Source organism: Faecalicatena orotica (genome assembly GCF_905197545.1).
GTDB classification, from domain to species: Bacteria; Bacillota; Clostridia; order Lachnospirales; family Lachnospiraceae; genus Faecalicatena_A; species Faecalicatena_A orotica.
In genome coordinates this window covers 507,069-530,647 of the sequence record NZ_CAJJZH010000003.1, presented here as the reverse complement: position 1 = coordinate 530,647, position 23,579 = coordinate 507,069, and the positions used below count along the sequence as shown (strand labels likewise).

Sequence of the window (23,579 nt, the reverse complement as noted above, 5' to 3'; positions counted from 1 at the left end):
TGATCTTCTACAATGCTATAATTTAACAACAGGCTGAGATTTTCACCTCAGCCTGCAATAAATCATTCCTATTTCATACCATATTTCTTATTGAACTTGTCTACACGTCCGCGAGCCTGGTTAGCTTTCTGCTGGCCTGTGTAGAATGGATGGCATTTGGAGCAGATTTCTACGTGGATATCTTTGTTTGTAGAACCTGTTACGAATGTGTTCCCACAGTTGCAAGTTACTGTTGCCTGATGGTACTCTGGATGGATTCCTTCTCTCATGATTTTCACCTCTCTATTTCAAAATATAGTTATTATAATCTCTAAACAGCTTTGTTATTGTATCATAAGATTTTTTGTTTTGCAAGTGATTTCTCTGAATAATCTGTGAAACGGCTTATTTTTTTGAACCAGACCTGCCGGGCAACATAAAATAGAAGTAATACAGTAGTTGTGTAATGTTATTTTGTCATGTTATACTGCTCTTACTAAGTTTAATTACAAAGGAGTACTTCTAATGGAAATTACAGCATCCACATTTTTTATTGTCTGTCCCTTTCTGTTCCTTGCCGGAATGGTAGATGCCATCGGCGGAGGCGGCGGACTTATCTCACTTCCTGCCTATCTGATTGCAGGGCTGCCCCCTCACACGGCAGTTGCCACGAACAAGATGTCTTCCACTTGCGGAACCGCACTTGCAACTTACCGCTTTATCAAAAACGGACTGGTAAATTTTAAGCTCGCTGTCCCGTCTGTCATTGCCGCGATCATCGGTTCTTCCATCGGCGCCCATATCTCCATGATCGTGCCGGAAAAAATCATGCTGTATGTTCTGGTCGGGATTCTGCCTGTATCTGCATTCCTTGTACTGAACAAAAAACTGTTCCATGACAAGGGAAGTGATACGGTTACCCTCGATAAAAGAACCTACCTCACCGCCACGATCGCCGCCCTGATCATCGGTATGTACGACGGCTTTTACGGTCCGGGAACCGGAACCTTTCTGATCATCGCATTCACCGTATTTGCAAAGCTGAGCATTAAGACATCCAACGGGCAGGCAAAGGTCATTAATTTAACGACAAATATTACATCCTTAGTCATATTCCTTATAAACGGGCAGGTTCTGATCCCTGTCGGAATCGCCGCCGCTTTATGCAACATGGCCGGCGGTTATCTGGGAGCCGGGATGGTTATGAAGAACGGGGCAAAGATTGTAAAACCGAGTATCCTGCTCGTCCTTTTCCTTCTGCTTTTAAAAGTACTGAATGTATATTAAGGTACATCAGATTTATATAAATTTCTTCTTAATTACCGTCTGTACAAGATCTGCGTTGTTCTTTGTCTGGGCGAACATATTGAGAAGATTGTCCACAGCCTCATCTGCTTTCATACCATTCATTGCCCTGCGGATAATGTAAACAGCATCCTGCTCTTCTCTTGTCAGCAGAAGGTCTTCTCTTCTTGTTCCTGACTTCGGAATATCAATTGCAGGGAATACTCTCTTCTCCTGCAGTTTCCTGTCCAGAACAAGTTCCATGTTGCCGGTACCTTTGAACTCCTCGTATACGACATCATCCATCTTACTTCCCGTCTCAACAAGTGCGGTTGCAAGAATGGTCAGGCTTCCGCCCTCTCTCATATTTCTCGCCGCACCAAAGAAACGCTTCGGCATATGCAGCGCCGCCGGGTCGAGACCGCCGGAAAGTGTTCTTCCTGACGGTGGAACGGTCAGGTTGTATGCACGTGCAAGCCTCGTGATACTGTCCAGAAGGATCATGACATCCTTGCCGTGCTCAACAAGGCGTTTTGCACGCTCGATCACCATCTCAGACACTCTTTTGTGATGCTCCGGAAGTTCATCAAACGTAGAATAAATAACCTCTACATTCGGTCCCCCGATTGCTTCTTTAATATCGGTAACTTCCTCCGGACGCTCATCGATCAGGAGGATCAGAAGATGCATGTTCGGCTCTCTCTTCTGTACAGATAGTGCCGCCTCTTTTAACAAGGTTGTCTTACCTGCCTTCGGAGGAGACACAATCATACCACGCTGTCCCTTTCCGATTGGTGAAAGCAGGTCTACGATTCTCATTGCAGTAGAGCATCCCGGTGTCTCCAGACGCAGGCGCTGGTTCGGGAAAATCGGAGTCAGGTCTTCGAAATTGGTGCGCTTCATCGCTTCTGCCGGCCTCAGTCCGTTAATTGTTGAAACATACAAAAGAGCACTGAACTTTTCAGACTGTGTCTTGATTCTTTTGTTTCCCGTAATAATATCTCCTGTTTTCAAATTAAATCTGCGGATCTGGGAAGGTGAAACATATACGTCCTTCTCCCCCGGCAGATAATTCTCACAGCGGATAAACCCATATCCGTCAGGCAGTACCTCCAGAATACCATTCGCTGTTTCCCCGCTGTCCAGCTGCTCGATATCAGTAGTCTCCTTCTTATCTTTTAATTCTTCTTTAATTTCTTCCTTCGCTTCTGCCTTTGCCTCCTCCATTTCTTCTTTCTTGTCCTGTGAAAGCATAGCCTCTATCAGATCACTTTTTTTCATCGTGGAAACGCCTTTCATTTTTCTGGCCTTTGCAAGCTCCTTAAGTGTAGCAAGAGGCAGAGATTCATACTTTTCTCTCGTCATAAATTCAACTATTCCTTTCTTTAAAATTAATGTTATTAAGTTCATGTATTCATTTTATAAAAAATGTCGCGGGAACCTTAGTCTGAAGTGACTTGTCCGAATTCAGGGATGTATGCCATACCTGTCTCCATAGATGTATTAAATCTGTACCTATTATACATCATCTTTCGCAAAAAGGAAAGTTTTTTTTGCAAAACTATCACAAACCATTTTGTTTCCTGCTTGCGTTGCATTTCCAAGAGTGATATGATAATGAACAGATATAACAATAAGAAGAACATTATAAAACAGCGAGGTAACAAAATGACAAACAGTGAAAAAGCATTGCAGATGCATGAACAATGGAACGGAAAAATCGAGACCACAGCAAAAGCCCATGTGAATTCAAGGGAAGACCTTGCTATCGCTTATACCCCGGGTGTTGCAGAACCGTGTAAGGTCATTGCTAAAGATCCGGATGCGGCGTATAAATATACAATCAAAGCGAATACGATCGCGGTCGTATCTGACGGGAGCGCGGTCCTTGGGCTCGGTAACATCGGTGCACGTGCGGCGATGCCCGTTATGGAAGGGAAGGCCGTCCTGTTCAAAGAATTTGGCGGTGTCAATGCCGTGCCGATCTGTCTGGACACCCAGGATACAGAAGAGATCATTAAAACAATTGTAAATATAGCCCCTGCCTTCGGCGGGATCAATCTGGAAGATATTTCGGCACCGCGCTGTTTCGAGATTGAGGAGCGCCTGAAGGAACTTCTGGATATTCCTGTTTTCCACGATGACCAGCATGGTACGGCCATTGTTGTACTGGCTGGTGTAATCAATGCCCTGAAAGTGACGGGAAAGGCAAAAGAAAGCTGTAAAGTCGTGGTTAACGGCGCGGGTTCTGCAGGGGTGGCCATCACGAAGCTGCTTCTCACATACGGTTTTCAGAATGTTACAATGTGTGACATCAATGGCATCATCAGCAAGGCTTCCCCTAATCTGAACTGGATGCAGAAAAAGATGACTGAAGTCACAAACCTTGAAGGAAATACAGGCACACTGGCAGATGCCCTGAAAGGTGCTGATATTTTTGTAGGTGTCTCGGCTCCTAACATCGTCACAAAAGAGATGGTCGCTTCCATGAACCAGGATGCCATCCTCTTTGCTATGGCGAATCCTGTTCCGGAGATCATGCCTGACCTTGCGAAAGAAGCGGGAGCAAAAGTAGTCGGAACAGGGCGTTCTGATTTCCCGAACCAGGTCAATAATGTCGTTGCATTCCCGGGGATCTTCAAAGGGGCTCTGGAAGGACGTGCAGCACAGATCACAGAAGAAATGAAGCTGGCGACCGCAAAGGCGATTGCAGGTCTTGTACCTGACGAAGAATTGAATGAAAATAATATTCTTCCGGAAGCATTCGATCCGCGTGTGGCTGATGCAGTAAGCAAAGCAGTAAAGGAATTGATATAGATGAACCGCTGGGGGGAAAAGCGCTACCACTCTCTGGATTATGATTTAAAGCAGATTTACCACGAAAAAGTTTATAAGATTACACTGAACGGGGGCATGACATGCCCGAACCGTGACGGGACCGTCGGAACGGGCGGCTGCATCTTCTGTAGTGCCAGTGGTTCCGGTGATTTTGCCGGTCCTAAAACGCTGTCCATCTCGGAACAGATTGCACGCGGCAAGCAGGAACTGAACGGAAAAAGGCCGGTCCACTCTTATATTGCTTATTTTCAGGCATTTACTAATACCTATGCTCCGTTAAGCCGTCTGGAACAAATCTTTACAGAAGCTGTTCAGGACGACGATGTAAAGATTCTTTCCATTGCAACAAGGCCCGACTGTCTCGGTGATGACGTATTGGAACTATTGGGACGGTTAAACCGGATAAAGCCTGTCTGGATCGAGCTTGGCCTGCAGACAATACACGCAGATACCGCTAAGTTCATCCGCAGGGGATATGAACTGCCTGTTTTTGAAAAAGCAGTGAAGGATCTGAGGGCACTTGGAATTACCGTCATAGTCCATACAATCCTCTTCCTTCCCGGAGAGACGAAAGAAATGATGATGGAAACACTTGATTATCTGAATCATATGGATATTCAGGGAATAAAGCTCCAGCTTCTGCATATTTTAAAAGATACAGACCTTGCAGAAATATATGAGGCGCATCCCTTCCCGGTTCCGGATATGGACGAATATATCCGTTTCCTGGGGACCTGTATCTCACACCTGAATCCGCAGATCACGATCCACCGACTGACAGGCGACGGACCGGGCAGCCTTCTGACCGCCCCTCTGTGGACAAGCAATAAAAGAACTGTGCTGAATACACTGCACCGCTATTTAAAGGAGCAGGATATCTGGCAGGGAAAGGAGTATTATGGCTGAATCATTCACACTCTATAAACTAATTGTATTGTACATGCTCGAGAAAGTAGACTTTCCGCTGACGACCTCACAAATCTCAGAATTTATATTGGACAAAGGCTACACAACGTACTTTAAGCTTCAGGAGACCTTGTCAGAAATGATGGAGTCAGGATTACTCAGGGTTGAGACGACCCACAACAGGACATTATATCACCTGACCGAGAACGGGGAAGAAACCATTCAGTTTTTCAAAAACAAAATCTCCCCTGCAATCCAGAAAGATATTGATGAATTTCTTAAGGAAAAGCAGTATGACCTGAAAGAAGAAGTTGCCATAAAGTCTGATTACTATCTGAATACAAGGCATGAATACGATGTGCAGTGCCAGATCGTAGAAAATGGTTTCAGCCTCATCGACCTGAAACTTACCGTTCCTACAGAGGTCGAGGCCGAAACCATCGCAAATAACTGGACCGGACAATGCCAGGATATCTATGCATTACTCCTGTCTAAGCTTCTCTAAATGTTCTTTGATTGTTTTTTCATAACCCATGACGCCCGGTTCGTAGAATCTGGCGTCTTTTATTTCATCCGGGAGATACTGCTGGTCAACATAGTGGTTCGGATAATCATGGGCATATTTATAGCCGATGCCATGCCCCAGCTTCTGTGATCCCTTATAATGCGCGTCCTGAAGATGTGACGGGACAGTCGTCTTCTGGTTCTTTACACTCTCCATTGCGGAAAAAATAGCATTCGTGGCTGAGTTGCTCTTCGGAGCGGATGCCACATAAGTGACTGCCTGGGACAGAATGATCTGGGATTCCGGCATACCGATCCGCTCCGCCGCCTGAGCCGCGGACACTGCAACCGTCAATGCCATCGGATCGGCATTGCCCACATCCTCGGAGGCACAGATCATGATCCTTCTGGCAATGAACTTAATATCTTCGCCCGCATAGAGCATCTTCGCCAGATAATAAACGGCCGCATCCGGGTCTGACCCGCGCATACTCTTAATGAACGCAGAAATGGTATCGTAATGGTTATCTCCTGTCTTATCATACCGCACTACCCTCTTCTGGATACACTCGGAAGCCACATCCAGCGTAATATGTATTTTCCCATCCGCACTTCGCTCCGTCGTGAGGATTCCGAGCTCAACAGCATTCAAAGCATTTCTCGCATCCCCGCCGGAAACATCAGCGAGAAAATCCAGCGCATCGTCATCGATCTCAGCCGAAAAGCTCCCCATCCCCTTCTTCTCATCATAGACTGCCCGTTTTATCAGAGTCTTCACCTCGTCTTTGCTCAGTGACCGCAGTTCAAACACACTGGAACGTGATATCAGGGCCCCGTTCACTTCAAAATAAGGATTCTCCGTGGTGGCGCCAATCAGCGTGATCGTGCCGTCCTCCACGTAAGGCAGAAGGTAATCCTGCTGTCCCTTATTGAAACGGTGAATCTCATCGACAAACAGAATCGTCTTCTTCTGGTACATCCCCAGAAGCTCCTTCGCTCCTTTCACCACTTCCTCCATGTCCTTCTTCCCTGCAATCGTCGCATTGATCTGCTTGAATTCAGAACTCGTCGTATTGGCAATCACCTTCGCCAGTGTCGTCTTACCCGTCCCCGGCGGGCCGTAAAAAATCAGGGAGCCAAGCTTGTCAGCCTTAATTGCCCGGTACAGCAGCTTGTCCTTTCCGATAATGTGCTGCTGTCCCACCACCTCATCCAGAGTCGTTGGACGCATCCTTGACGCAAGAGGCGACTCCTTCTCCTGCTTTGTTTCTCTCATATAGTCAAATAAATCCATGATGACAACTTCCTTTCCATAGAATTATACATTGCTTTTCATATAGTCTACTTTAAAAATAGAGCCTGATACTTATATTATTCCAAAAGGGCGGAAAATTCAATACCTCTTTCTTTCCGCTGCAATACAATTGAAAAAGTGCTTACTCAATTCTTATCATGATCTGTGTAATATACTCATTTTCACTATCAATCATAAATTCATTGAGACCTGATTCATAAGCATACCCAGCCAGCTTAAAATCATGATCTTTTGCAAATGAAATCATCTTATGATAAATCTGAGGTAATTTGTCCCATGTTCCTTTTTGATAACCGCATAAATATTTTCCTTTCGGCCTTACTAGCTTTTTCGCGGACGACGGGCCCTTTGCCGCAGGGGAATAAATACCGTCATACATATCAAATTCCCCTCTCATGATTTTGTCTGCGGATATAAATCCCCCAATTCCCATTCGGATCTGCTCGATGCTCCAGGATTCTTTTACATATGAAAATAAATCTGTTAAATCATCATTTAAGAAATCATAAGGAAGGATAAAATATTCTTCAGCATCGCATTCTGTAATTCTGATTTCTTGTTCATCTAATGTCCTGCAAAAAACTGCCTGCCCCCTTTTCGTATGTAATACCTGTTTTACCTTCTTTAAGTTCTGTATTTGTGTTTCGATTTCTTTTTCTTTTATTTCAGCCATTTTAATAAAGCTCTCTGAATCAGGATGCTGCAGATAAGTTTGTATTTCTTCAATGCTCATGTTCAAATCTTTCAGCATCCGGATATATTCAAAATCTATACTTTGTGAAATGTCATAGTATCTATAGCCGTTATCTCCTTTCATATCTGGTGAAAAAAGACCGATCATATCATAGTAATGCAGTGTCCGTTTATTTACCTTGTGCAGTTTGGCAAATTGTGCCGTAGTCAGTTTTGCCAGATTTCTTTTCATTTTTAACCTCTTTTCATTCCATTATTGACTTTACAGTAACTGTATACTTTATTATAAATGCTGTAAAGATTACAGACAAGGAGAAATTAGTATGCAGATTACATTAAGAGAATTTCAGAATCAGGATTTTAAGGCATTGGAAAACATAATCAGAGAGACATGGCATTATGATGAATTATGCAGCTCAAAGACCGCATCCAAATTAGCACGGGTGTATTTAAGCAGCTGCCTGACGAACTACACCTTTTCCCGTGCTGCCCTTGATAATGGAGTACCTGTCGGCATCATTTTAGCCAAAAACAGGGCAATACATAGATGTCCGTTTAGCCGGAAAATCAGACAGTTAACCGCAGTAATTTCCCTGTTTCTTTCCAAAGAAGGTAGAAACGTATCGAAAATCTTCGGGAATGTAAATGGAATAGATCAGCAGCTTTTACAGGACTGCGGCAGAACTTATCCTGCGGAGATTGCATTATTTGCAGTTGATTCCTCCTGCCGTGGAAAAGGGATCGGGAAGGTACTGTTTCAATCTGCCCTTGATTATATGAAGGAGCAGAAACTGGATGCCTTTTACTTGTTTACCGATACAAGCTGCAATTATGGATTTTATGAACACCAGGGAATGACGCGGCGCTGCGAGAAAGAACATACCTTTATGATAAACGGGCAGACTGCAAAAATGAATTTCTTTATCTACGATTATTACTGTAAATAATCTCAGGGAATTTTATAAAAGGCATATGAAAACCAGACTTCTATTGTTTTCATATGCCTTTATGCAGCTATTTTTATAAGCTTTCATCTCTGGCAGCACTGCCCTTATTCCTTCCCGGACCGGGAATGCTGATGATCTCCTCCATGCCTGTGCCCATTTTGTCTGCCGTGCCCTTCTTTTGCAAAGTCTTCTTTCCACTGCTTCAGTAATTTCACGAGTATTTCCTTTAACTGCTGCTGTTCTTCCTCACTCAGTACCTGAAACATATCCTCCCCGGTATTTGTATCCTTCATAGATTCCAATGCAGCTTTCCGTCCGGCCTCTGTAAGCTGGACAAGCATTCTTCTGCGGTCATTGTCGTCTTTCTTTCGCTCAAGTATACCCTTCGCTTCCATTTTACCCATGATTTCGCTCAGCGAACCTGCCTCGACCTGCATGGCTTCCTGAAGTTCTTTCTGGCTCATTTCCTGTTGTTGGGAGAGGATGTGCAGGATGCGTCCCTGTCCCCTGAAACGTCTGTCGGCGTGCCCCGCAATATGACCGCAGCTGCTTAACAGCTGGGAAAGCGGCATCTCCTCTTCGGACTGTCCGTGCCATCCTCCATGACCGTGATGCCTGCCTTCGCTGTCCCTGTGGAGCTCCGCCATGCGCTCTTTGCGCAGTCTTTCACGGGCAGCTCTGTATCCACGCTTTCTTTCAGGGTCCCCGTTAAAATCTCTGTGATCCCCGGACCGGCTGTCTCCTGACTCTGAGCCTCTTTCGTCCCCGTTGTCTCCGATGCCGAAATAAGCCCTGCCCCTTCCGCACAAAAGATCGTCCTTTGGGCACTGCCGGTTACACTGGTTACAAAATTCCTGATTCTGTTTTTGGTTATTAACTTCTTGATTATTCATAAATAATTTCCTCTCTTTCTTAAAAATCGGTTGAAATCTGCAATTAGTTAGGTACCTTGTATAAATAATATCACTCGCTCTCTTATTTGTCAAGGTACCTAATTAATTTATTTTAAAAAGATATGGATTAGATCAATCCCCAGCCTATCACTCCACTAACATGTATTACAAAAAGGCGCAACCCAATATCCGGATTTACGCCTTTTAACAGTCTGCCATTTCTTCTTATTGTTTTTTATTCCATTGTCCCACTACTTCATTCACTGTGGACACTGTTACGAATATATTGGTCTGGGTCGTGTGCAGGTAGTTCAGGAGCAGCTTATATTCCTGCTGGGTCAGGATTGTCACCAGTTCTGTCCGCTTCTTTTTGTCATAGGCACCCTGTGCCTCATATAGTGTCACTCCCCTGTTTAATTCCTTCATAATATAATCCTGAATCTCCTGATAGTTGTCAGAAAGAATGCAGACCCTCTTCCTCTTGTTAAATCCGTCTATGAAGTAATCTACCGCGATGCCATTCGCATATGTCCCAAGGATGCTGACAACCAGTGTTGAAAAGTCGTAGACAAAAATAGAGGTCATCGCCGTTACCATCCCCGCCGCGGTCACTGCTTTTCCGATCTCCATATGGGTAAACTTGCTGATGATTTTTGCCACAATATCAATTCCGCCGGAAGAAGCATTGACATGAAACAGCATTGCCTGTCCCAACGCTACGATCAGGATGTAAGTTACAAGGTCGAATACCGGATTCCCTGTCACCGACTTAGTTACTGGGAATATCCGCTCATAAAGCCATAGAAAAACTGGAAGAAGCATGGATGTATAAATTGTCTTTGCACCAAATTCTTTCCCGATAAAAATAAATCCCACTACTAAGAGTACTGCGTTCAATATAAATGTAATAACAGAGAGCTGGATTCCGATAAGCTGTGACAGGACAAGGGCCAGACCGGAAATACTTCCTACCACGATATTACTCGGAACCATGAAAAAATAGACTGCCGCCGCCACGAGCATCATTCCGAATGTAATGATTAAAAACTCACGGACCGAATTTTTCTTTGAGTTCATTATTAATTTCTCCTATTCCCACTATGTTTTTTAATCCTAACAACCGCATATTGCCTATAGTATACTATAAGTCTGTCCAATTTGCACTTCATTTATTGGAAAACGATCTCTCTGATGACTTCCCCGGCAATCAGGAGGCCTGCTACGGGAGGGACGAATGAAATACTTCCCGGGAGACTGCGCCTCGCACCCTTTTCCTCTCCTGTATCCCTATTTGATGTGTCAATCGGTTTTTCTTTTGAATACAGCACTTTTAAGTGGTATATCCCCCTGTTTTTCAATTCCCTGCGCATGACCTTGCATAAGGGGCATACGCTTGTCTTTGATATATCCTCTATTTCAAACAGTTCCGGATGAAGCTTGTTTCCTGTTCCCATGCTGCTGATGAGAGGGATATCCAATTCCCGGGCCAGCTTGGCAAGCGCAAGTTTGGCAGTAACCGTGTCTATTGCATCTATGATATAATCCGGCTTCTCTTCGAACAGAGACTGGAGATTATCCGGGAGTACGAATGTTTCATATGTCTTCACCCGGATTGCCGGATTGATATCATGGATACGTTCTTCCATTACTTTCGTCTTGTACTTTCCTATCGTGCTGTGATACGCAATGGACTGGCGGTTAATATTTGTGAGTGATACCGTATCATTATCTACCAGTACCAGATTTCCCACCCCGCTTCTGGCAAGTGCCTCGATACAGTGCGAACCTACGCCGCCGACACCGAATACCATCACTGACGCATTCTTAAGCCGGTTTATCCCTTCTGCACCTATCAGTAATTCTGTTCTTGAATATTCATTTAGTGTATTCATCTTTTTCTCCTGTTTTATGTCCTGTCATTTAATCCATCATCAATTCATCGACTGTTACAAACTCATATCCTTCAGCGGTCAGCCGGTCAATGATTTTCAGAGCCGCTTTTACAGAGCTGTCATAACAGTCATGCAACAGAATAATATCATTTTCTTCCGCTTCCGTCACTACCTTATTTACAATTTCGTCTACATTTTCTGTGGCCCAGTCGAGAGGGTCGATACTCCACATCACGGGGAGTACATGGATCTTCTGTTCAAGCTCTTTCTGCCACAGTCCGAACGGGGGCCTCATGAACTGTACCTCTTCCCCTGTAATGCTGCTGATTAGTTCATTCGTCATAACAATTTCCTGATAAGCCTCCTCATTACTCACCTTCGTAATCTCCACATGATGGTATGTATGATTTCCAATCAGGTGGCCTTCCTCATACATCCGTTTCACAATTTCTCTGTTTCCATTTTTTTCTATATTTTGCCCGATCAGGAAAAATGTAGCCTTCACGCCTCGTTCTTTCAGGCCATCCAGCAGTTTCGGGGTGTAGGTGGCATTCGGCCCGTCGTCGAAAGTAATTGCAATTCTTGGTTTCTCCGTCATTGACTCTGCCACATATGCAATCGCATTGGGACTCGACACTTCCCGCTTCTCATTTTCCACCGTATTTTCCCTGAAGAAAGACGGATAGACCACTCCCATCAGAAGCAGAACATAGACCAGGCCCATGCCCTGCATCATCCTTTTAAAACGCAAACCGTCACGACCCTTTTTTAACGCTTCCTTTAAATATATGCATTGTAACTATATTTTATTGATGTTATAATAAGCATTGTGCCACAAATGAGGAGGAATTATAAAAATATGGAAAAACCATTACAACAAGAAAACAAAATGGGCGTTATGCCCGTTCCGAAACTTTTAATTACAATGTCTCTGCCTATGGTCATTTCGATGCTCGTACAGGCGCTTTATAATGTCGTGGACAGTGTCTTTGTCGCAAAGATTAATGAAGCCGCCCTGACTGCAGTTTCGCTTGCCTTTCCCGTACAGAACCTGATGATTGCCATTTCCGCGGGCACCGGTGTCGGCATCAATGCGCTCCTTTCCAGACATCTCGGGGAGAAGAAGTTCGAGGAGGCGAATAACGTTGCCAGAAACGGGATTTTTCTCGGCATGGCCAGCTATATTGTGATGGCACTGATTGGTCTGTTTGGTTCGCATCTTTTCTTTACCGTCCAGACAAATGATCCCGTCATCATCCGTTATGGTACACAATACATGCTGATCATCACGATTGTATCCGTCGGCATCTTCATGCAGATTACCTTTGAACGTCTGATGCAGTCCACCGGAAGAACAATTTATAATATGATCACACAGGGAACCGGGGCCGTCATCAACATTGTCCTTGACCCGATCCTGATCTTCGGCCTGTTTGGCCTGCCGAGAATGGAAGTCGCAGGGGCAGCACTTGCAACCGTTATCGGCCAGCTTGTAGCCGTATGTATGTCTTTATACTTTAACTGCCGGAAAAATCCAGAACTGAATATTAATATGAAAGGATTCCGCCCTGACCGGACGATTATCGCCAACATTTATAAAGTCGGCGTGCCTTCTATTATTATGCAGTCCATCGGATCTGTCATGGTATTTGGAATGAATAAGATCCTTCTGATCTTCTCATCTACCGCCGCAGCCGTGTTCGGTGTGTATTTTAAACTGCAGAGCTTTATTTTTATGCCGGTGTTCGGCCTCAACAATGGTATGATTCCGATTGTCGCCTACAATTACGGTGCACGTGATAAGAAAAGAATCATGAAGACCATTAATCTGAGTGTTATGATTGCTGTCGGCATTATGATACTTGGGCTTGCCATATTCCAGATCTTCCCGGCACAGCTGCTGAGACTGTTCGATGCTTCTGAACATATGCTGGAGATCGGGGTGCCGGCGCTGCGCATCATCAGCCTGAGTTTTATATTTGCAGGCTACTGTATTATCGTAGGTTCTGCTTTTCAGGCACTCGGGAACGGGGTATACAGCCTGATCGTGTCTGTTGCAAGACAGTTATTTGTGATCCTTCCGGTAGCTTATCTTTTTGCTGAGCTGTTTGGGCTTCACATGGTATGGTGGGCGATTCCAATCGCGGAGATTGTTTCTGTGGTACTGTCATCTCTGCTGTTTAAGCGCATCATACGCCAGAAGGTGAAACCGCTGGGAGTGGAAACGAGTGTTTCTTAAGAATTGACAGGAGGCCCGCCGGGAAGGGATGTGCACCGCGGGCCGTCCGGGAACGGAGGCTTTTATGAAGCGTATTGCAAACCGGTTTTGCGCCGTGGTGGGAATTGTGATTTCCTGCCTGATTTTTTTTGCTAAATGGCTCTCTTTTCAGGGGGTCTCTTATACGATTCTGGAATTTTACGCTGAGGTCCGGCGCTATGGCGGGATTTCGGCTTTTTCTAATGCTCTGGAGGATCCCGCGGTGGTGGCCGCAACGGGTGTCAGTATTGTTCCTGCCTACCTGTTTCTTTTCCTGCCCCTCCTGCTTACAGCGATTTTACTCCTGCGGTCCGTTCTTTTCCTGGCTGGGAAAAATGCGAATGTACTCAGCAGCATCAGCTACTGGACCGGTTTCGTATACCTTCTGACCGTATTTCTGGGCGTTTATACCGTACGGCCCGCCGTAGCTGTTTCTATGATCCTTATGGTCGCGGATTATATCGGCGCAAGGCTGATTATGGAACACGACGCGATGAACCGTAAAGCGCGGGAACTGAAGCGTAAAGAGGAGGCTGCCCGTCTGGACAAACTCCGCCGGATGCGTTTTCCTGGACGGTACTCCAAAGATTTTTTTGAGGTGATCTTTGCGAATTTCCGCAGCAACCTGAAGAGCTATCTTTTATTTATTCTGGCTGCTTCGGCCTCTGTTGCGCTTATTTACGTCATGTTCGGGGCACTGGCTGCTTACCATACGCTTAGTCCGGGACAGGATGTGCCTTCGGCTTCAGGCGCCCAGATTACCTCCATTTTTATTGAGGCCGCCGTGATCGTTGTTGTCCTGTCAGTCCTGCTGTTCGTTCTGATTATTTCGAACTATATAAAGACACGCATGAAAAACTACGGGATTTTTATAAGCCTGGGGATCCGCAGAAAGACTCTGGGGCTGGTCATTGCGCTTGAATATATCGTATGTATCCTTGCTTCACTGGCTGCGGGACTGCTTGCCGGGAACCTGTTTCTTCCGCTCACAAAAATTCTTTTTCTGCGCGCTATCGGGGTACATACATCCGTTCCTACTGACTATGGGCTGCTCATTCTCATTACCGCCATTGCATTTTTACTTATGGCAGGACTCGCAACCCTGATCAATTATCATTTATTTGAATATACGGATATTACGTCCTCGGCAGTCAGCGAAACCAAAAAGGAAAAGCTGCCAAAACGACTTCTGCTTGTCGGACTCATTTACGGAATTTACTGTATCATAACAGGAATCAGCGGCTATCTGTATGGATACTGGATGGAAGGTCTTTCGAGGCTGGCAGTCATGCTGTTTGGTTTCCTGCTCCTGATCTACTGTGGGGGCAGCAGGCTGTACCGCTGGTTTATTAAGAAAAGGGACCGCCGCCTGAACCATATCTTCCTGACACTGCCCTGGAAATACCGGTTTCGTACAAATGCAAAGTACCTCTTTCTTCTGTTTATGATCCATATATTTGCACTCTCCGTCTACCTGCCGCGGTTAAGTTCGGTTCTGACTGCCTCTGCGGAGAAGAATCTCTATCCATATGATTTTGTATGTATGGCACATGAAGGGGATGAGGAATTCTTTCAAGATCTGAGTGCAGACTATGATGTACAGATGGAGACTTATCCGATGGTCCGGATTGACACGCTGCTTGCAGAACCGTTTTCATTTAATACACTGAAGGGTTCCACAAATAACGGTATGTTTTTCCCACTCGGACAGCATATTGGAATTTCGGAAAGTACATACCGGACGTTGAAAAAGATTATACGGCCGGATGAAAAAAACAGTCTGAACCTGAACGGCCGGGAGATTCATGTCGTGTTCCAGCAGGATACCTCACAGCGTGCCCGTCTTCTGGACTGGTACTATTCTCCGATGGAGGACCTTGGATATGATCCGCACTTAAGGGCGGGGGTGATCTGCAATTATACCCTGAACAACCGCGATGAGCTGTATCCCCCATACCGGATTAAAAGTCAGGAAAAGACAATTCTGACAGGAATGTTCCATGAGGGGGACCAGGAAAATATCGTAGTCTTCTCTGATTCGTATTTTGAAGAACTGCGCCAGTCCGTACTGGACAGGATTGAAGAAGAACCTTCCCCGACACAGCTTATAACGCTGAAAACGGCTGACGGGGAATATCAGAATGTTTCAGAGCATCTGAAGGTTTTCACAGAGAAGCATGCAGCGGACACTTATGTGGACCCGACCATCCTGCCATGCTACGGAAAACAGGCTTCACAGTCTTTTGCCGAAGGCGGGCACTTCTTTAAGGCAATTGCATTCTCTGTCACGGCACTTATCCTGCTGATTAGCAGCCTGTTCGTCTTCTATCTGAAGTACAGTTTGGAGATCGGGGAACTCAGGCGCAGGAACCAGCTTCTCGAGGCCGTTGGAATGAACCGCAGAGAACGGGTCCATCTCCTGCGCAGCGATATGTCTGTGCACTCCCGGTTCGCCTTTCTGGCTGGTGTGGCCGTCTCCGCCATCTTCTTCATCGGAATGCCTGTGAAGAGACTGTTTACCGGGGCGGAAACTGCCAGGTACCTGATTCTGCTTGCCGTTTTACTGGCAGTATATGTTGTGGTCTATTGTGCCGGAATACATTTTCTGGAAAAGGGCTTTATCAAAAAGGTGGAGGAGCCATAGCTTTATCCCTTCCTCTCAGTTCTGTCTGTATTCTGACGGGCTGACATGCATCACTTTCTTAAATGCCTTCGAAAAATATAGGTTGTTCTCGAACCCAACCGAATAAGCAATTGACGCGATAGACAGGCTTGTTTCCTTTAAAAGGCGGCAGGCCTGTTTTATGCGGAAATTGCTCAGGTATTCCTTCGGGGACTGCTGTTCATATGCCTGAAACGAACGGTACAGATGGCTCCGGCTGATGCCCGCATAGGCCGCAACATCTTCCACCGTGATCGGATAAGAGTAGCTCGTGGATATATAGTTTTTTGCCTTCTCGACGTAAGCAAGCTGGATATCGCTGGACGGCTCCCTATGGCCTGCATAGTGCATGAATACAGCCAGCAGTGTATAGAGTGCCCCGGTCATTGCCACGGAAGCCTCATGACTGTTTCCCTTTACTTCGTATATCTTATCCAGATGATTCTTCAGGACTCTTTTCGGTGTTTTCCCATTCTCAATATATGGTTTTTCCCTCGTAAAGTCTGTGGATCGTATGATGGACGACGCGTCGGTCCCCATGAATCCTACCCATGCATACTCCCACGGTTTTTCCGTATCTGCATAATATTTCACTTCCGTATCCGGATAAAGAATAAAAGTATCCCCCGCCGACAGCTTATAGGTGTCTCCATGTACACTATAATACCCCGTCCCGGAAATGATATGGTGGATGCAGTAATGGTTCCGGATACCGGGCCCCCACTGGTAGCCGGGCCCACATTTCTGATGTCCCACATTATAAACAGACAGTGAGGTCAGCAGGCTCTCTCCAACCTTGTATGAGTATTTATAAGTTCCTTCCATATTCTGCTCTCCCTTCTTCCTTACATCTCTTTCATTATTATATCGGCTGCTTTCTCCTCGTGCAACATAATTACATATCTTTGCACGGATTTTTTATATACATCCTCCCTCTGTTCCGTTATAATAAAAACATAGGAAAGAACGACTCTGACACCATATGGAAGTGAGGATTTAAAATGAAAGAAAAATTATCTGCAAAATTTGAAGAACTGTTTGGAAGCGCTGACGGCGCGGGATTTTATTTTTCACCGGGACGCGTGAACCTGATCGGTGAACATACCGATTACAACGGAGGGCATGTTTTCCCATGTGCCCTGACTCTTGGTACATACGGGATGGCAAGGAAACGTTCCGACAGGGCAATGCACTTTTATTCCATGAACCTGAACAGCTTCGGTGTCGTGGAAGCCTCTCTGGACGACCTGACGAACAAAGAAGCCTATGGCTGGGCGAACTACCCGTTAGGTGTTGTCTGGGCTTTTGCCGAAAAGGGTGTGAAGCTGGACAGTGGTTTTGACATGGTAATCTGGGGCAATATCCCAAATGGATCCGGCCTCTCCTCTTCTGCCTCTCTGGAGGTTCTGACAGGAGTGATCATAAGTGACCTGTTTGGCATTGACAAGTTCAGCATGATTGACTTAGCTTTAATTGGACAGTATTCTGAGAACAACTTCAATGGCTGTAACTGCGGGATTATGGACCAGTTTGCCGTTGCAATGGGCAAAAAAGACCATGCCATTTTCCTTGATACCGCGACACTGCATTATGAATATGCCCCTGTCGTCCTTAAAGACGCCAAGATCATTATTACGAACAGCAAGGTAAAGCACAGCCTCGTTGATTCAAAATACAACGAAAGACGTCAGGAGTGTTCTGAGGCTCTTGCCGCACTTCAAAAAGAACTGGACATCAACGCACTCGGTGATCTGGATATGGATACGTTTGAGAAGTTTAAAGAAGTCATCCCGAATCCGGTTCAGGTAAGACGTGCAAAGCATGCGGTTGCCGAGAACCAGCGCACGATCGAGGCTGTAGCGGCACTGAAAGCCGGCAATATTGAACGGTTCGGCGAACTGATGAACCAGTCCCATATTTCCTTAAGGGATGATTACGAGGTTTCCTGTGATGAGATTGATGTCTTAGTTGACCTGGCATGGGAAGTTCCCGGCGTGATCGGCTCCAGAATCACAGGAGGCGGCTTCGGCGGCTGTACGGTCAGCATTGTAAAAAATGACGCCGTGGATGCCTTCATCAGTACCGTCGGCAGCAGCTATAAGGAGAAAGTCGGCCACGAGGCAGAATTCTATACCGTTGATATCGGCGGCGGGGCATGTAAGTTAAATTAAGAAACCGGGAATAAAAGATTCAGAAAGGTGGAGTTCAAATGTCTATTTTAGTATTAGGAGGAGCCGGATACATCGGCTCACACACAGTTTATGAACTTATTGACAAAGGAGCCGATGTTGTCATCGCGGATAATCTGGAGACAGGGCATATAGAGGCGGTTCATCCGAAAGCCCGTTTTTACAAAGGGGATATCCGCAGCCGTGGTTTCGTGGATAACATTTTCGAAAGCGAAGAAATCCATGCTGTCATTCATTTTGCCGCAAACTCCCTTGTAGGTGAGAGTATGGTCGACCCGCTGAAATATTACGACAACAATGTCTGCGGCACGAAAGTCCTTCTGGAATCTATGATTGCCCATGATGTAAAGAAAATCGTCTTCTCTTCCACCGCCGCGACCTACGGGGAGCCTGAGAATATCCCGATCATGGAGGATGACAGGACCTGTCCAACCAATACATACGGGGAAACAAAGCTTGCGATGGAAAAGATGATGAAATGGACTGATGCCGCACACGGCCTGAAATATGTCGCTCTGCGCTACTTCAACGCCTGTGGTGCCCATGAAAGCGGCAGCATCGGTGAAGCACACAGTCCTGAGACGCACCTGATTCCACTGATCCTCCAGGTTCCGCTGAACCAGCGTGAATACATCAGTATTTTCGGGGATGATTATGACACGAAAGATGGCACATGCATCCGTGATTACATTCATGTAACGGACCTTGCACAGGCTCATATCCTTGCCCTGAAATATCTTCTGGACGGCGGTGACAGCAATATCTTCAATCTCGGAAACGGGATCGGCTTCACCGTCAAAGAAGTAATTGAGACTGCCAAAAAAGTAACCGGCCTTGAAATTAATGCAAAGATAGCACCAAGGCGTGCAGGAGACCCTGCAAGGCTGATTGCATCCAGTGATAAGGCAAGAGAGGTCCTCGGCTGGAATCCGCATCATGCCGATCTGGAAGAGATCATCGCTTCTGCTTGGAAATGGCACAGCACCCATCCGCACGGATTCAGAAAACAGGAGGCATAACGTTATGTTGAATGAAGCAATCAAGAAGCTGGTACAGTATGGAATCCAGACAGGGCTTACACCGGAATGTGAACGTATTTATACGACCAACCTGCTGCTCGATCTGTTCCATGAGGATGAATATCAAGACACAGATTGTGATCTCTCCCTGATTGTTCTGGAGGATGTTTTGAAAGAACTGCTGGATGAGGCATGCAGCCGCGGAATCATTGAGGACAGCATCGTATACAGGGATTTGTTTGATACGAAGCTGATGAACTGTCTCATGCCGCGTCCCTCCCAGGTGCAGTCTGAATTCTGGAAAAGGTACAAGGAGTCACCAAAGGCCGCTACCGAATATTATTACAAGTTAAGCCAGGACAGCGATTATATACGCCGCTACCGTGTCTGTAAGGATATGAAGTGGACCGTTGACACGGATTACGGCACACTGGACATTACAATCAATCTTTCCAAACCGGAGAAGGACCCCAAGGCCATCGCAGCCGCAAGAAATGCGAAGGCATCTTCTTATCCGAAGTGTCTGCTCTGCATGGAGAACGAAGGCTATGCCGGCCGTACAAACCACCCGGCGCGTGAAAACCACAGGATTATCCCGATCACGGTCAATGACAGCAGCTGGGGGTTCCAATACTCTCCTTATGTTTATTATAATGAGCACTGTATCGTACTCAACGGTGAGCATGTGCCCATGAAGATTGAGAAGAATACCTTCCGTAAACTATTTGATTTTGTAAAGTTGTTCCCCCACTACTTCCTCGGCTCTAATGCGGACCTGCCGATCGTAGGAGGCTCTATCTTAAGCCATGATCACTTTCAGGGCGGCCACTATACGTTCGCTATGGCCAAGGCCCCTGTTGTCAGGAACTTTGTGGTCGAAGGCTTTGAAGATGTGGCTGCAGGGATTGTAAAATGGCCGCTCTCCGTCATCCGCCTCCAGGGCAGTGATGAGAACCGGATTATCGAGCTGGCAGACCATATCCTAAAGACATGGAGGGGATATACCGATGAAGATGCATTCATTTATGCAGAGACAGACGGACAGCCTCACAACACGATCACGCCGATCGCCAGAATGCACGGTGACCTGTATGAACTTGACCTGACACTGCGCAATAATATCACGACCGGAGAACATCCTCTCGGCGTCTATCACCCGCACGCAGAACTGCACCATATCAAGAAAGAAAATATCGGCCTGATTGAAGTCATGGGACTCGCAGTCCTGCCGTCACGTCTGAAAGATGAGCTGGAACTGCTGACAGAATATATTCTGGAAAAGAAAGATATCAGGAGCAATGAGACGCTTCAAAAGCATGCCGACTGGGTAGAAGGGTTCCTTCCTGATTATCCGGACCTGAACCCGGATAATATCGACGGGATTCTGAAACAGGAGGTCGGGAAAGTCTTCTGCCAGGTGCTCGAAGATGCAGGTGTTTATAAATGCACAGAAGAAGGAATGAACGCATTCGGCAGATTTATTGCTGCCCTGTAAGAAAGTTTCAATAAGCCAGACGGGTGTGCGGCCAAATTGTCAGTTACTCTGATCATTTGACCCCACACCCGTTTTTGTTTCTCTCTATTTTTTCTTTCTTTTTTTCTTGCGTACACTGTATCCGAATGTGCCCAGCTTTTTCCCGAGTCCAAGGTATTCCCCGTGGGAATAAGCAAGCAGGCCTGTTTTGTTGAGTTCAAACTTATTCTTCTCGTTCATATAGGATTCATCCACCTGAACTGCCGTCACTTCGGCAAGGAACATATGGTGGCTCCCCAGTTCTTTGACCTCAGCCACCCTGCATTCGATACTGACAGGACTCTCTTCTATAGCCGGTGCATAAGACAGCGTTTCCGCCTTTAACGGCGTCAAACCAGTTTCTTTCCATTTGTCAACGTCTCTTCCTGAGCGGACCCCACAGTAATCTGTTGCCCTGATCAGGCTTTCTGTTGTCAGATTTATTACAAATTCCCCTGACTCCTTTATCATCTGGTAGGAATAACGCTCCGGCCTGACGGAAATATAGACCATCGGCGGATTTGTGCATATCGTTCCTGTCCACGCAACCGTCAGAATATTCGTTTTTCCTGATCGATCCGCGGTGCTTACCATGACAGCAGGGAGCGGGTACAGCATATTCCCGGGTTTCCATACTTGTTTGCTCATCTTCTTACTATCTTCCTTTCCCTTAAATTCAGAATATTCTGAATATTGAGTGCAAAAGGGTCTGACCCCTTTGCGGCACGCTTATTGCTGGAGGGCACCTACGAGTGTCGGCACGAGCTGTTTCTTTCTGGATACTACACCCTTTAAGAGCAAATCGTCCGTATCTTCACGCAGGTCGTAGGCAGCGATCACCTTGGAACGTGCATCCAGACCACAGCAAATCAGTTCCGAGGATTCTGTAACGATGTTCGTCAGCATGAAGAAAATCATATCCAGACGGTGTGATTTTCTTGCCTTCTCCAAATGAGGCAGGACCGTTGCCTTGATTTCTTTGAGTTCGTCCCCGCTCATGGAGTTGACCTGACCTACCCCGATGACGGTTTCGTTGACTGTAAACTGCTTGAAGTCCAGGAAAATGATTTCTTCTGCACTCTTTCCCTTCAGGTTGCTTCCGGCATTAAACATTTCCAGTGCCAGCTCTTCTATGTTGATATCTGCTATCTGCGCCAGTTTTCTGGCAGATGCCTCATCCAGCGGCGTACAGGTTGGTGAACGGAACATCAGTGTATCGGAAATGATCGCGGAACAAAGAAGCGCCGCAATTTCCTTTTCCACCTCAATGCACTCTTCCTGATACATCTGGTAGATGATGGTTGCCGTACATCCAACGGGCTGGTTTCTGAAAAATACAGGTCCCATTGTCTCTATGCTGCTCAGCCTGTGATGGTCTATGATTTCCAGCACATCGGCCTCCTCAATCCCGTCTACAGCCTGATTCTTCTCATTATGATCTACAAGAATGACCTGTTTCTTTCTGCTGTTAAGCAGCCGCCTCCTGGAAATGAAGCCGAGGAAATTGCCTTTATTATCTACGATCGGGAAATCACGGAAACGCTTATGTGCCATGACATCCTTTACATCATCGACGTAATCACGCAATTTAAACGTAATGAGCCCTTCCTTTGTCATAAAATGTCTGACAGGGATACTCTGGTTGATCTGTCTTGCCACCGTAAATGTATCGTGGGGCGTGCTGATAATCACGATTTCTTTTTGTCTCGCTTGTTCTATGATGTCAGCCGGTATCTCCGCACCATGACAAACGACCATTGCGCCTACATTCAGGTCGATCGCACACTGCTGTGCTTCTCTTCTGTTTCCAAGGATTACGAGGTCATCCTCCTCAATGAAATCAGACATCAGGTCACGGCTGGACGCCGCAATCCCCACTTTTCCTTTCAGAAGAAAACTGTGGTCATTTCCGATTACTACCCGGCCGCCGATCGTCGTTGCGATATTGCGGTATTGTGTACGGGCTGTGGAAAGGATCGTACTGTCATACACATCCATATAAGATGTAGCAATGTCACCAATGGTGATCAGACCCTCGAGCTTGCCGCCTCTTGTGACCGGCAGTGTCTTGATGTTGAGTTCCTTCATTCTGGCCCATGCCGTCTTAATGGACACGCTGCCATTGAGCCCTTCTACCTTCCTTAACTCTACGTCCTTCACCTGGACACGCAGGTCAGAAAGAAGTCCGGGAACTTTTATGCCAAACCGCTCCAGAACATACTGTGTCTCTTCATTGAGCTGCCCTGCCCTGCGCGGGGTATACTCCTCCCCTGTCAGCCTCGTCTTAAGCCTTGCATAGGCAATCGCAGAACAGATCGAATCCGTATCCGGGTTCTTGTGGCCTACTACATATACTTTTCGCTTATTTACTCCATTATCCATATTATTTCACCCTCTATTCCCGCAGGCGGCAGGACGGGATCAGGTATCCCATCCCTTTTTTGTCACCGCGGGAGAAAACTCCTGCCTGAGACCTGCCGCACTGCAAATTTAATGCCCTGCAGCCCGCCGCAGGGTCTTTGGTTTTTTAATTCATTAATAGTAGCTTGCCATTTTTTCAGGAATTCGTCAACCCAATTTTCAAGATTGGTTGTTTTTTTGGTAAAACATATGCTATACTAAGTCTGTACTATTTTTCACACAGACACACGGGTTTTCAGTAATGGGTCGCGGTGCAAGTGTGATTTA

General features: G+C 46.1%; 21 protein-coding genes. 10 read left to right on the top strand and 11 right to left on the bottom strand.

The genetic code is table 11. The features are described 5' to 3' along the window. Nucleotides 1–68: 68 nt before the first annotated feature. The gene (gene rpmE / locus ABIN22_RS09205) at nucleotides 69–269 is read right to left on the bottom strand and encodes a 50S ribosomal protein L31 (protein WP_109733142.1); all 201 of its coding nucleotides are present in this window, start codon (nucleotides 267–269) and stop codon (nucleotides 69–71) included. A gap of 235 nt (nucleotides 270–504) precedes the next feature. Here rpmE and ABIN22_RS09200 point away from each other — a divergent pair, with 235 nt between their 5' ends. Beyond that, complete coding sequence (locus tag ABIN22_RS09200; protein ID WP_109733141.1) at nucleotides 505–1,266, top strand: sulfite exporter TauE/SafE family protein; 762 nt, start codon at nucleotides 505–507, stop codon at nucleotides 1,264–1,266. Nucleotides 1,267–1,278: 12 nt separating this feature from the next. Here the strand turns inward: ABIN22_RS09200 and rho are convergent, their stop codons facing one another. Continuing rightward, a complete protein-coding gene (gene rho, locus ABIN22_RS09195) occupies nucleotides 1,279–2,628 on the bottom strand; it encodes a transcription termination factor Rho (RefSeq protein WP_109733140.1) in 1,350 nt (449 codons plus the stop codon). 303 nt (nucleotides 2,629–2,931) lie between these two features. Between rho and ABIN22_RS09190 the strand changes: the two genes are divergently transcribed. From ABIN22_RS09190 to ABIN22_RS09180, 3 genes are read left to right on the top strand one after another with little or no spacing between them, the layout of a single operon-like run. Then, a complete protein-coding gene (locus ABIN22_RS09190) occupies nucleotides 2,932–4,080 on the top strand; it encodes an NAD(P)-dependent malic enzyme (protein WP_346908101.1) in 1,149 nt (382 codons plus the stop codon). Next, the gene (mnmL, locus tag ABIN22_RS09185; RefSeq protein WP_346908099.1) at nucleotides 4,081–5,007 is read left to right on the top strand and encodes a tRNA modification radical SAM protein MnmL/YtqA; all 927 of its coding nucleotides are present in this window, start codon (nucleotides 4,081–4,083) and stop codon (nucleotides 5,005–5,007) included. It begins immediately after the preceding gene. Further along, entirely contained in the window at nucleotides 5,000–5,512 is a 513-nt protein-coding gene (locus ABIN22_RS09180; protein ID WP_109733138.1) for a DUF4364 family protein, read from the top strand. The genes mnmL and ABIN22_RS09180 overlap by 8 nt, the downstream gene beginning before the upstream one ends. Here ABIN22_RS09180 and ABIN22_RS09175 read toward each other — a convergent pair. Next, nucleotides 5,489–6,805 (bottom strand): replication-associated recombination protein A, encoded by a 1,317-nt coding sequence (locus ABIN22_RS09175; protein WP_346908096.1) that lies wholly within the window; start codon nucleotides 6,803–6,805, stop codon nucleotides 5,489–5,491. The genes ABIN22_RS09180 and ABIN22_RS09175 overlap by 24 nt on opposite strands. Nucleotides 6,806–6,947: 142 nt before the next feature. After that, nucleotides 6,948–7,751, bottom strand: coding sequence for a MerR family transcriptional regulator (locus tag ABIN22_RS09170; RefSeq protein WP_346908094.1), 804 nt, complete (start codon nucleotides 7,749–7,751; stop codon nucleotides 6,948–6,950). Nucleotides 7,752–7,842: 91 nt separating this feature from the next. Between ABIN22_RS09170 and ABIN22_RS09165 the strand changes: the two genes are divergently transcribed. Further along, complete coding sequence (locus ABIN22_RS09165) at nucleotides 7,843–8,466, top strand: GNAT family N-acetyltransferase (RefSeq protein WP_346908092.1); 624 nt, start codon at nucleotides 7,843–7,845, stop codon at nucleotides 8,464–8,466. 104 nt (nucleotides 8,467–8,570) lie between these two features. On the opposite strand, the gene ABIN22_RS09160 is transcribed toward ABIN22_RS09165, so the two are convergent. From ABIN22_RS09160 to ABIN22_RS09145, 4 genes are all read right to left on the bottom strand, one after another. Next, nucleotides 8,571–9,359, bottom strand: coding sequence for a MarR family winged helix-turn-helix transcriptional regulator (locus tag ABIN22_RS09160; protein WP_346908090.1), 789 nt, complete (start codon nucleotides 9,357–9,359; stop codon nucleotides 8,571–8,573). A 225-nt stretch (nucleotides 9,360–9,584) separates the two neighbouring features. Beyond that, a complete protein-coding gene (locus ABIN22_RS09155; RefSeq protein ID WP_109733130.1) occupies nucleotides 9,585–10,436 on the bottom strand; it encodes a YitT family protein in 852 nt (283 codons plus the stop codon). Between the two features lie 92 nt (nucleotides 10,437–10,528). Then, nucleotides 10,529–11,251: a tRNA threonylcarbamoyladenosine dehydratase gene (locus tag ABIN22_RS09150; protein ID WP_346908087.1), complete on the bottom strand. Its 723-nt coding sequence runs from the start codon at nucleotides 11,249–11,251 to the stop codon at nucleotides 10,529–10,531. Between the two features lie 28 nt (nucleotides 11,252–11,279). After that, nucleotides 11,280–11,975 (bottom strand): polysaccharide deacetylase family protein, encoded by a 696-nt coding sequence (locus ABIN22_RS09145; protein ID WP_242996216.1) that lies wholly within the window; start codon nucleotides 11,973–11,975, stop codon nucleotides 11,280–11,282. A 135-nt stretch (nucleotides 11,976–12,110) separates the two neighbouring features. On the opposite strand from ABIN22_RS09145, the gene ABIN22_RS09140 reads away from it, so the two are divergent. Together ABIN22_RS09140 and ABIN22_RS09135 are read left to right on the top strand one after the other, a co-directional pair. Continuing rightward, nucleotides 12,111–13,490 (top strand): MATE family efflux transporter, encoded by a 1,380-nt coding sequence (locus ABIN22_RS09140; protein WP_346908085.1) that lies wholly within the window; start codon nucleotides 12,111–12,113, stop codon nucleotides 13,488–13,490. Between the two features lie 64 nt (nucleotides 13,491–13,554). Beyond that, complete coding sequence (locus ABIN22_RS09135; protein WP_346908083.1) at nucleotides 13,555–16,152, top strand: FtsX-like permease family protein; 2,598 nt, start codon at nucleotides 13,555–13,557, stop codon at nucleotides 16,150–16,152. Between the two features lie 15 nt (nucleotides 16,153–16,167). On the opposite strand, the gene ABIN22_RS09130 is transcribed toward ABIN22_RS09135, so the two are convergent. Further along, nucleotides 16,168–16,995, bottom strand: a complete 828-nt coding sequence (locus ABIN22_RS09130) for an AraC family transcriptional regulator (RefSeq protein WP_109733126.1) — start codon at nucleotides 16,993–16,995, stop codon at nucleotides 16,168–16,170. A 176-nt stretch (nucleotides 16,996–17,171) separates the two neighbouring features. On the opposite strand from ABIN22_RS09130, the gene ABIN22_RS09125 reads away from it, so the two are divergent. From ABIN22_RS09125 to galT, 3 genes are read left to right on the top strand one after another with little or no spacing between them, the layout of a single operon-like run. Beyond that, complete coding sequence (locus tag ABIN22_RS09125; RefSeq protein WP_346908081.1) at nucleotides 17,172–18,341, top strand: galactokinase; 1,170 nt, start codon at nucleotides 17,172–17,174, stop codon at nucleotides 18,339–18,341. 38 nt (nucleotides 18,342–18,379) lie between these two features. After that, on the top strand, nucleotides 18,380–19,378 hold the full coding sequence (gene galE / locus ABIN22_RS09120) for a UDP-glucose 4-epimerase GalE (RefSeq protein ID WP_346908079.1): 999 nt from the start codon (nucleotides 18,380–18,382) through the stop codon (nucleotides 19,376–19,378). Between the two features lie 4 nt (nucleotides 19,379–19,382). After that, nucleotides 19,383–20,873: a UDP-glucose--hexose-1-phosphate uridylyltransferase gene (galT, locus tag ABIN22_RS09115; RefSeq protein ID WP_346908077.1), complete on the top strand. Its 1,491-nt coding sequence runs from the start codon at nucleotides 19,383–19,385 to the stop codon at nucleotides 20,871–20,873. An 84-nt stretch (nucleotides 20,874–20,957) separates the two neighbouring features. On the opposite strand, the gene ABIN22_RS09110 is transcribed toward galT, so the two are convergent. Both ABIN22_RS09110 and ABIN22_RS09105 read right to left on the bottom strand, forming a co-directional pair. After that, a complete protein-coding gene (locus ABIN22_RS09110) occupies nucleotides 20,958–21,539 on the bottom strand; it encodes a flavin reductase family protein (RefSeq protein WP_118620282.1) in 582 nt (193 codons plus the stop codon). 81 nt (nucleotides 21,540–21,620) lie between these two features. Further along, the gene (locus ABIN22_RS09105; RefSeq protein ID WP_109733121.1) at nucleotides 21,621–23,273 is read right to left on the bottom strand and encodes a putative manganese-dependent inorganic diphosphatase; all 1,653 of its coding nucleotides are present in this window, start codon (nucleotides 23,271–23,273) and stop codon (nucleotides 21,621–21,623) included. Nucleotides 23,274–23,579 lie beyond the last annotated feature (306 nt).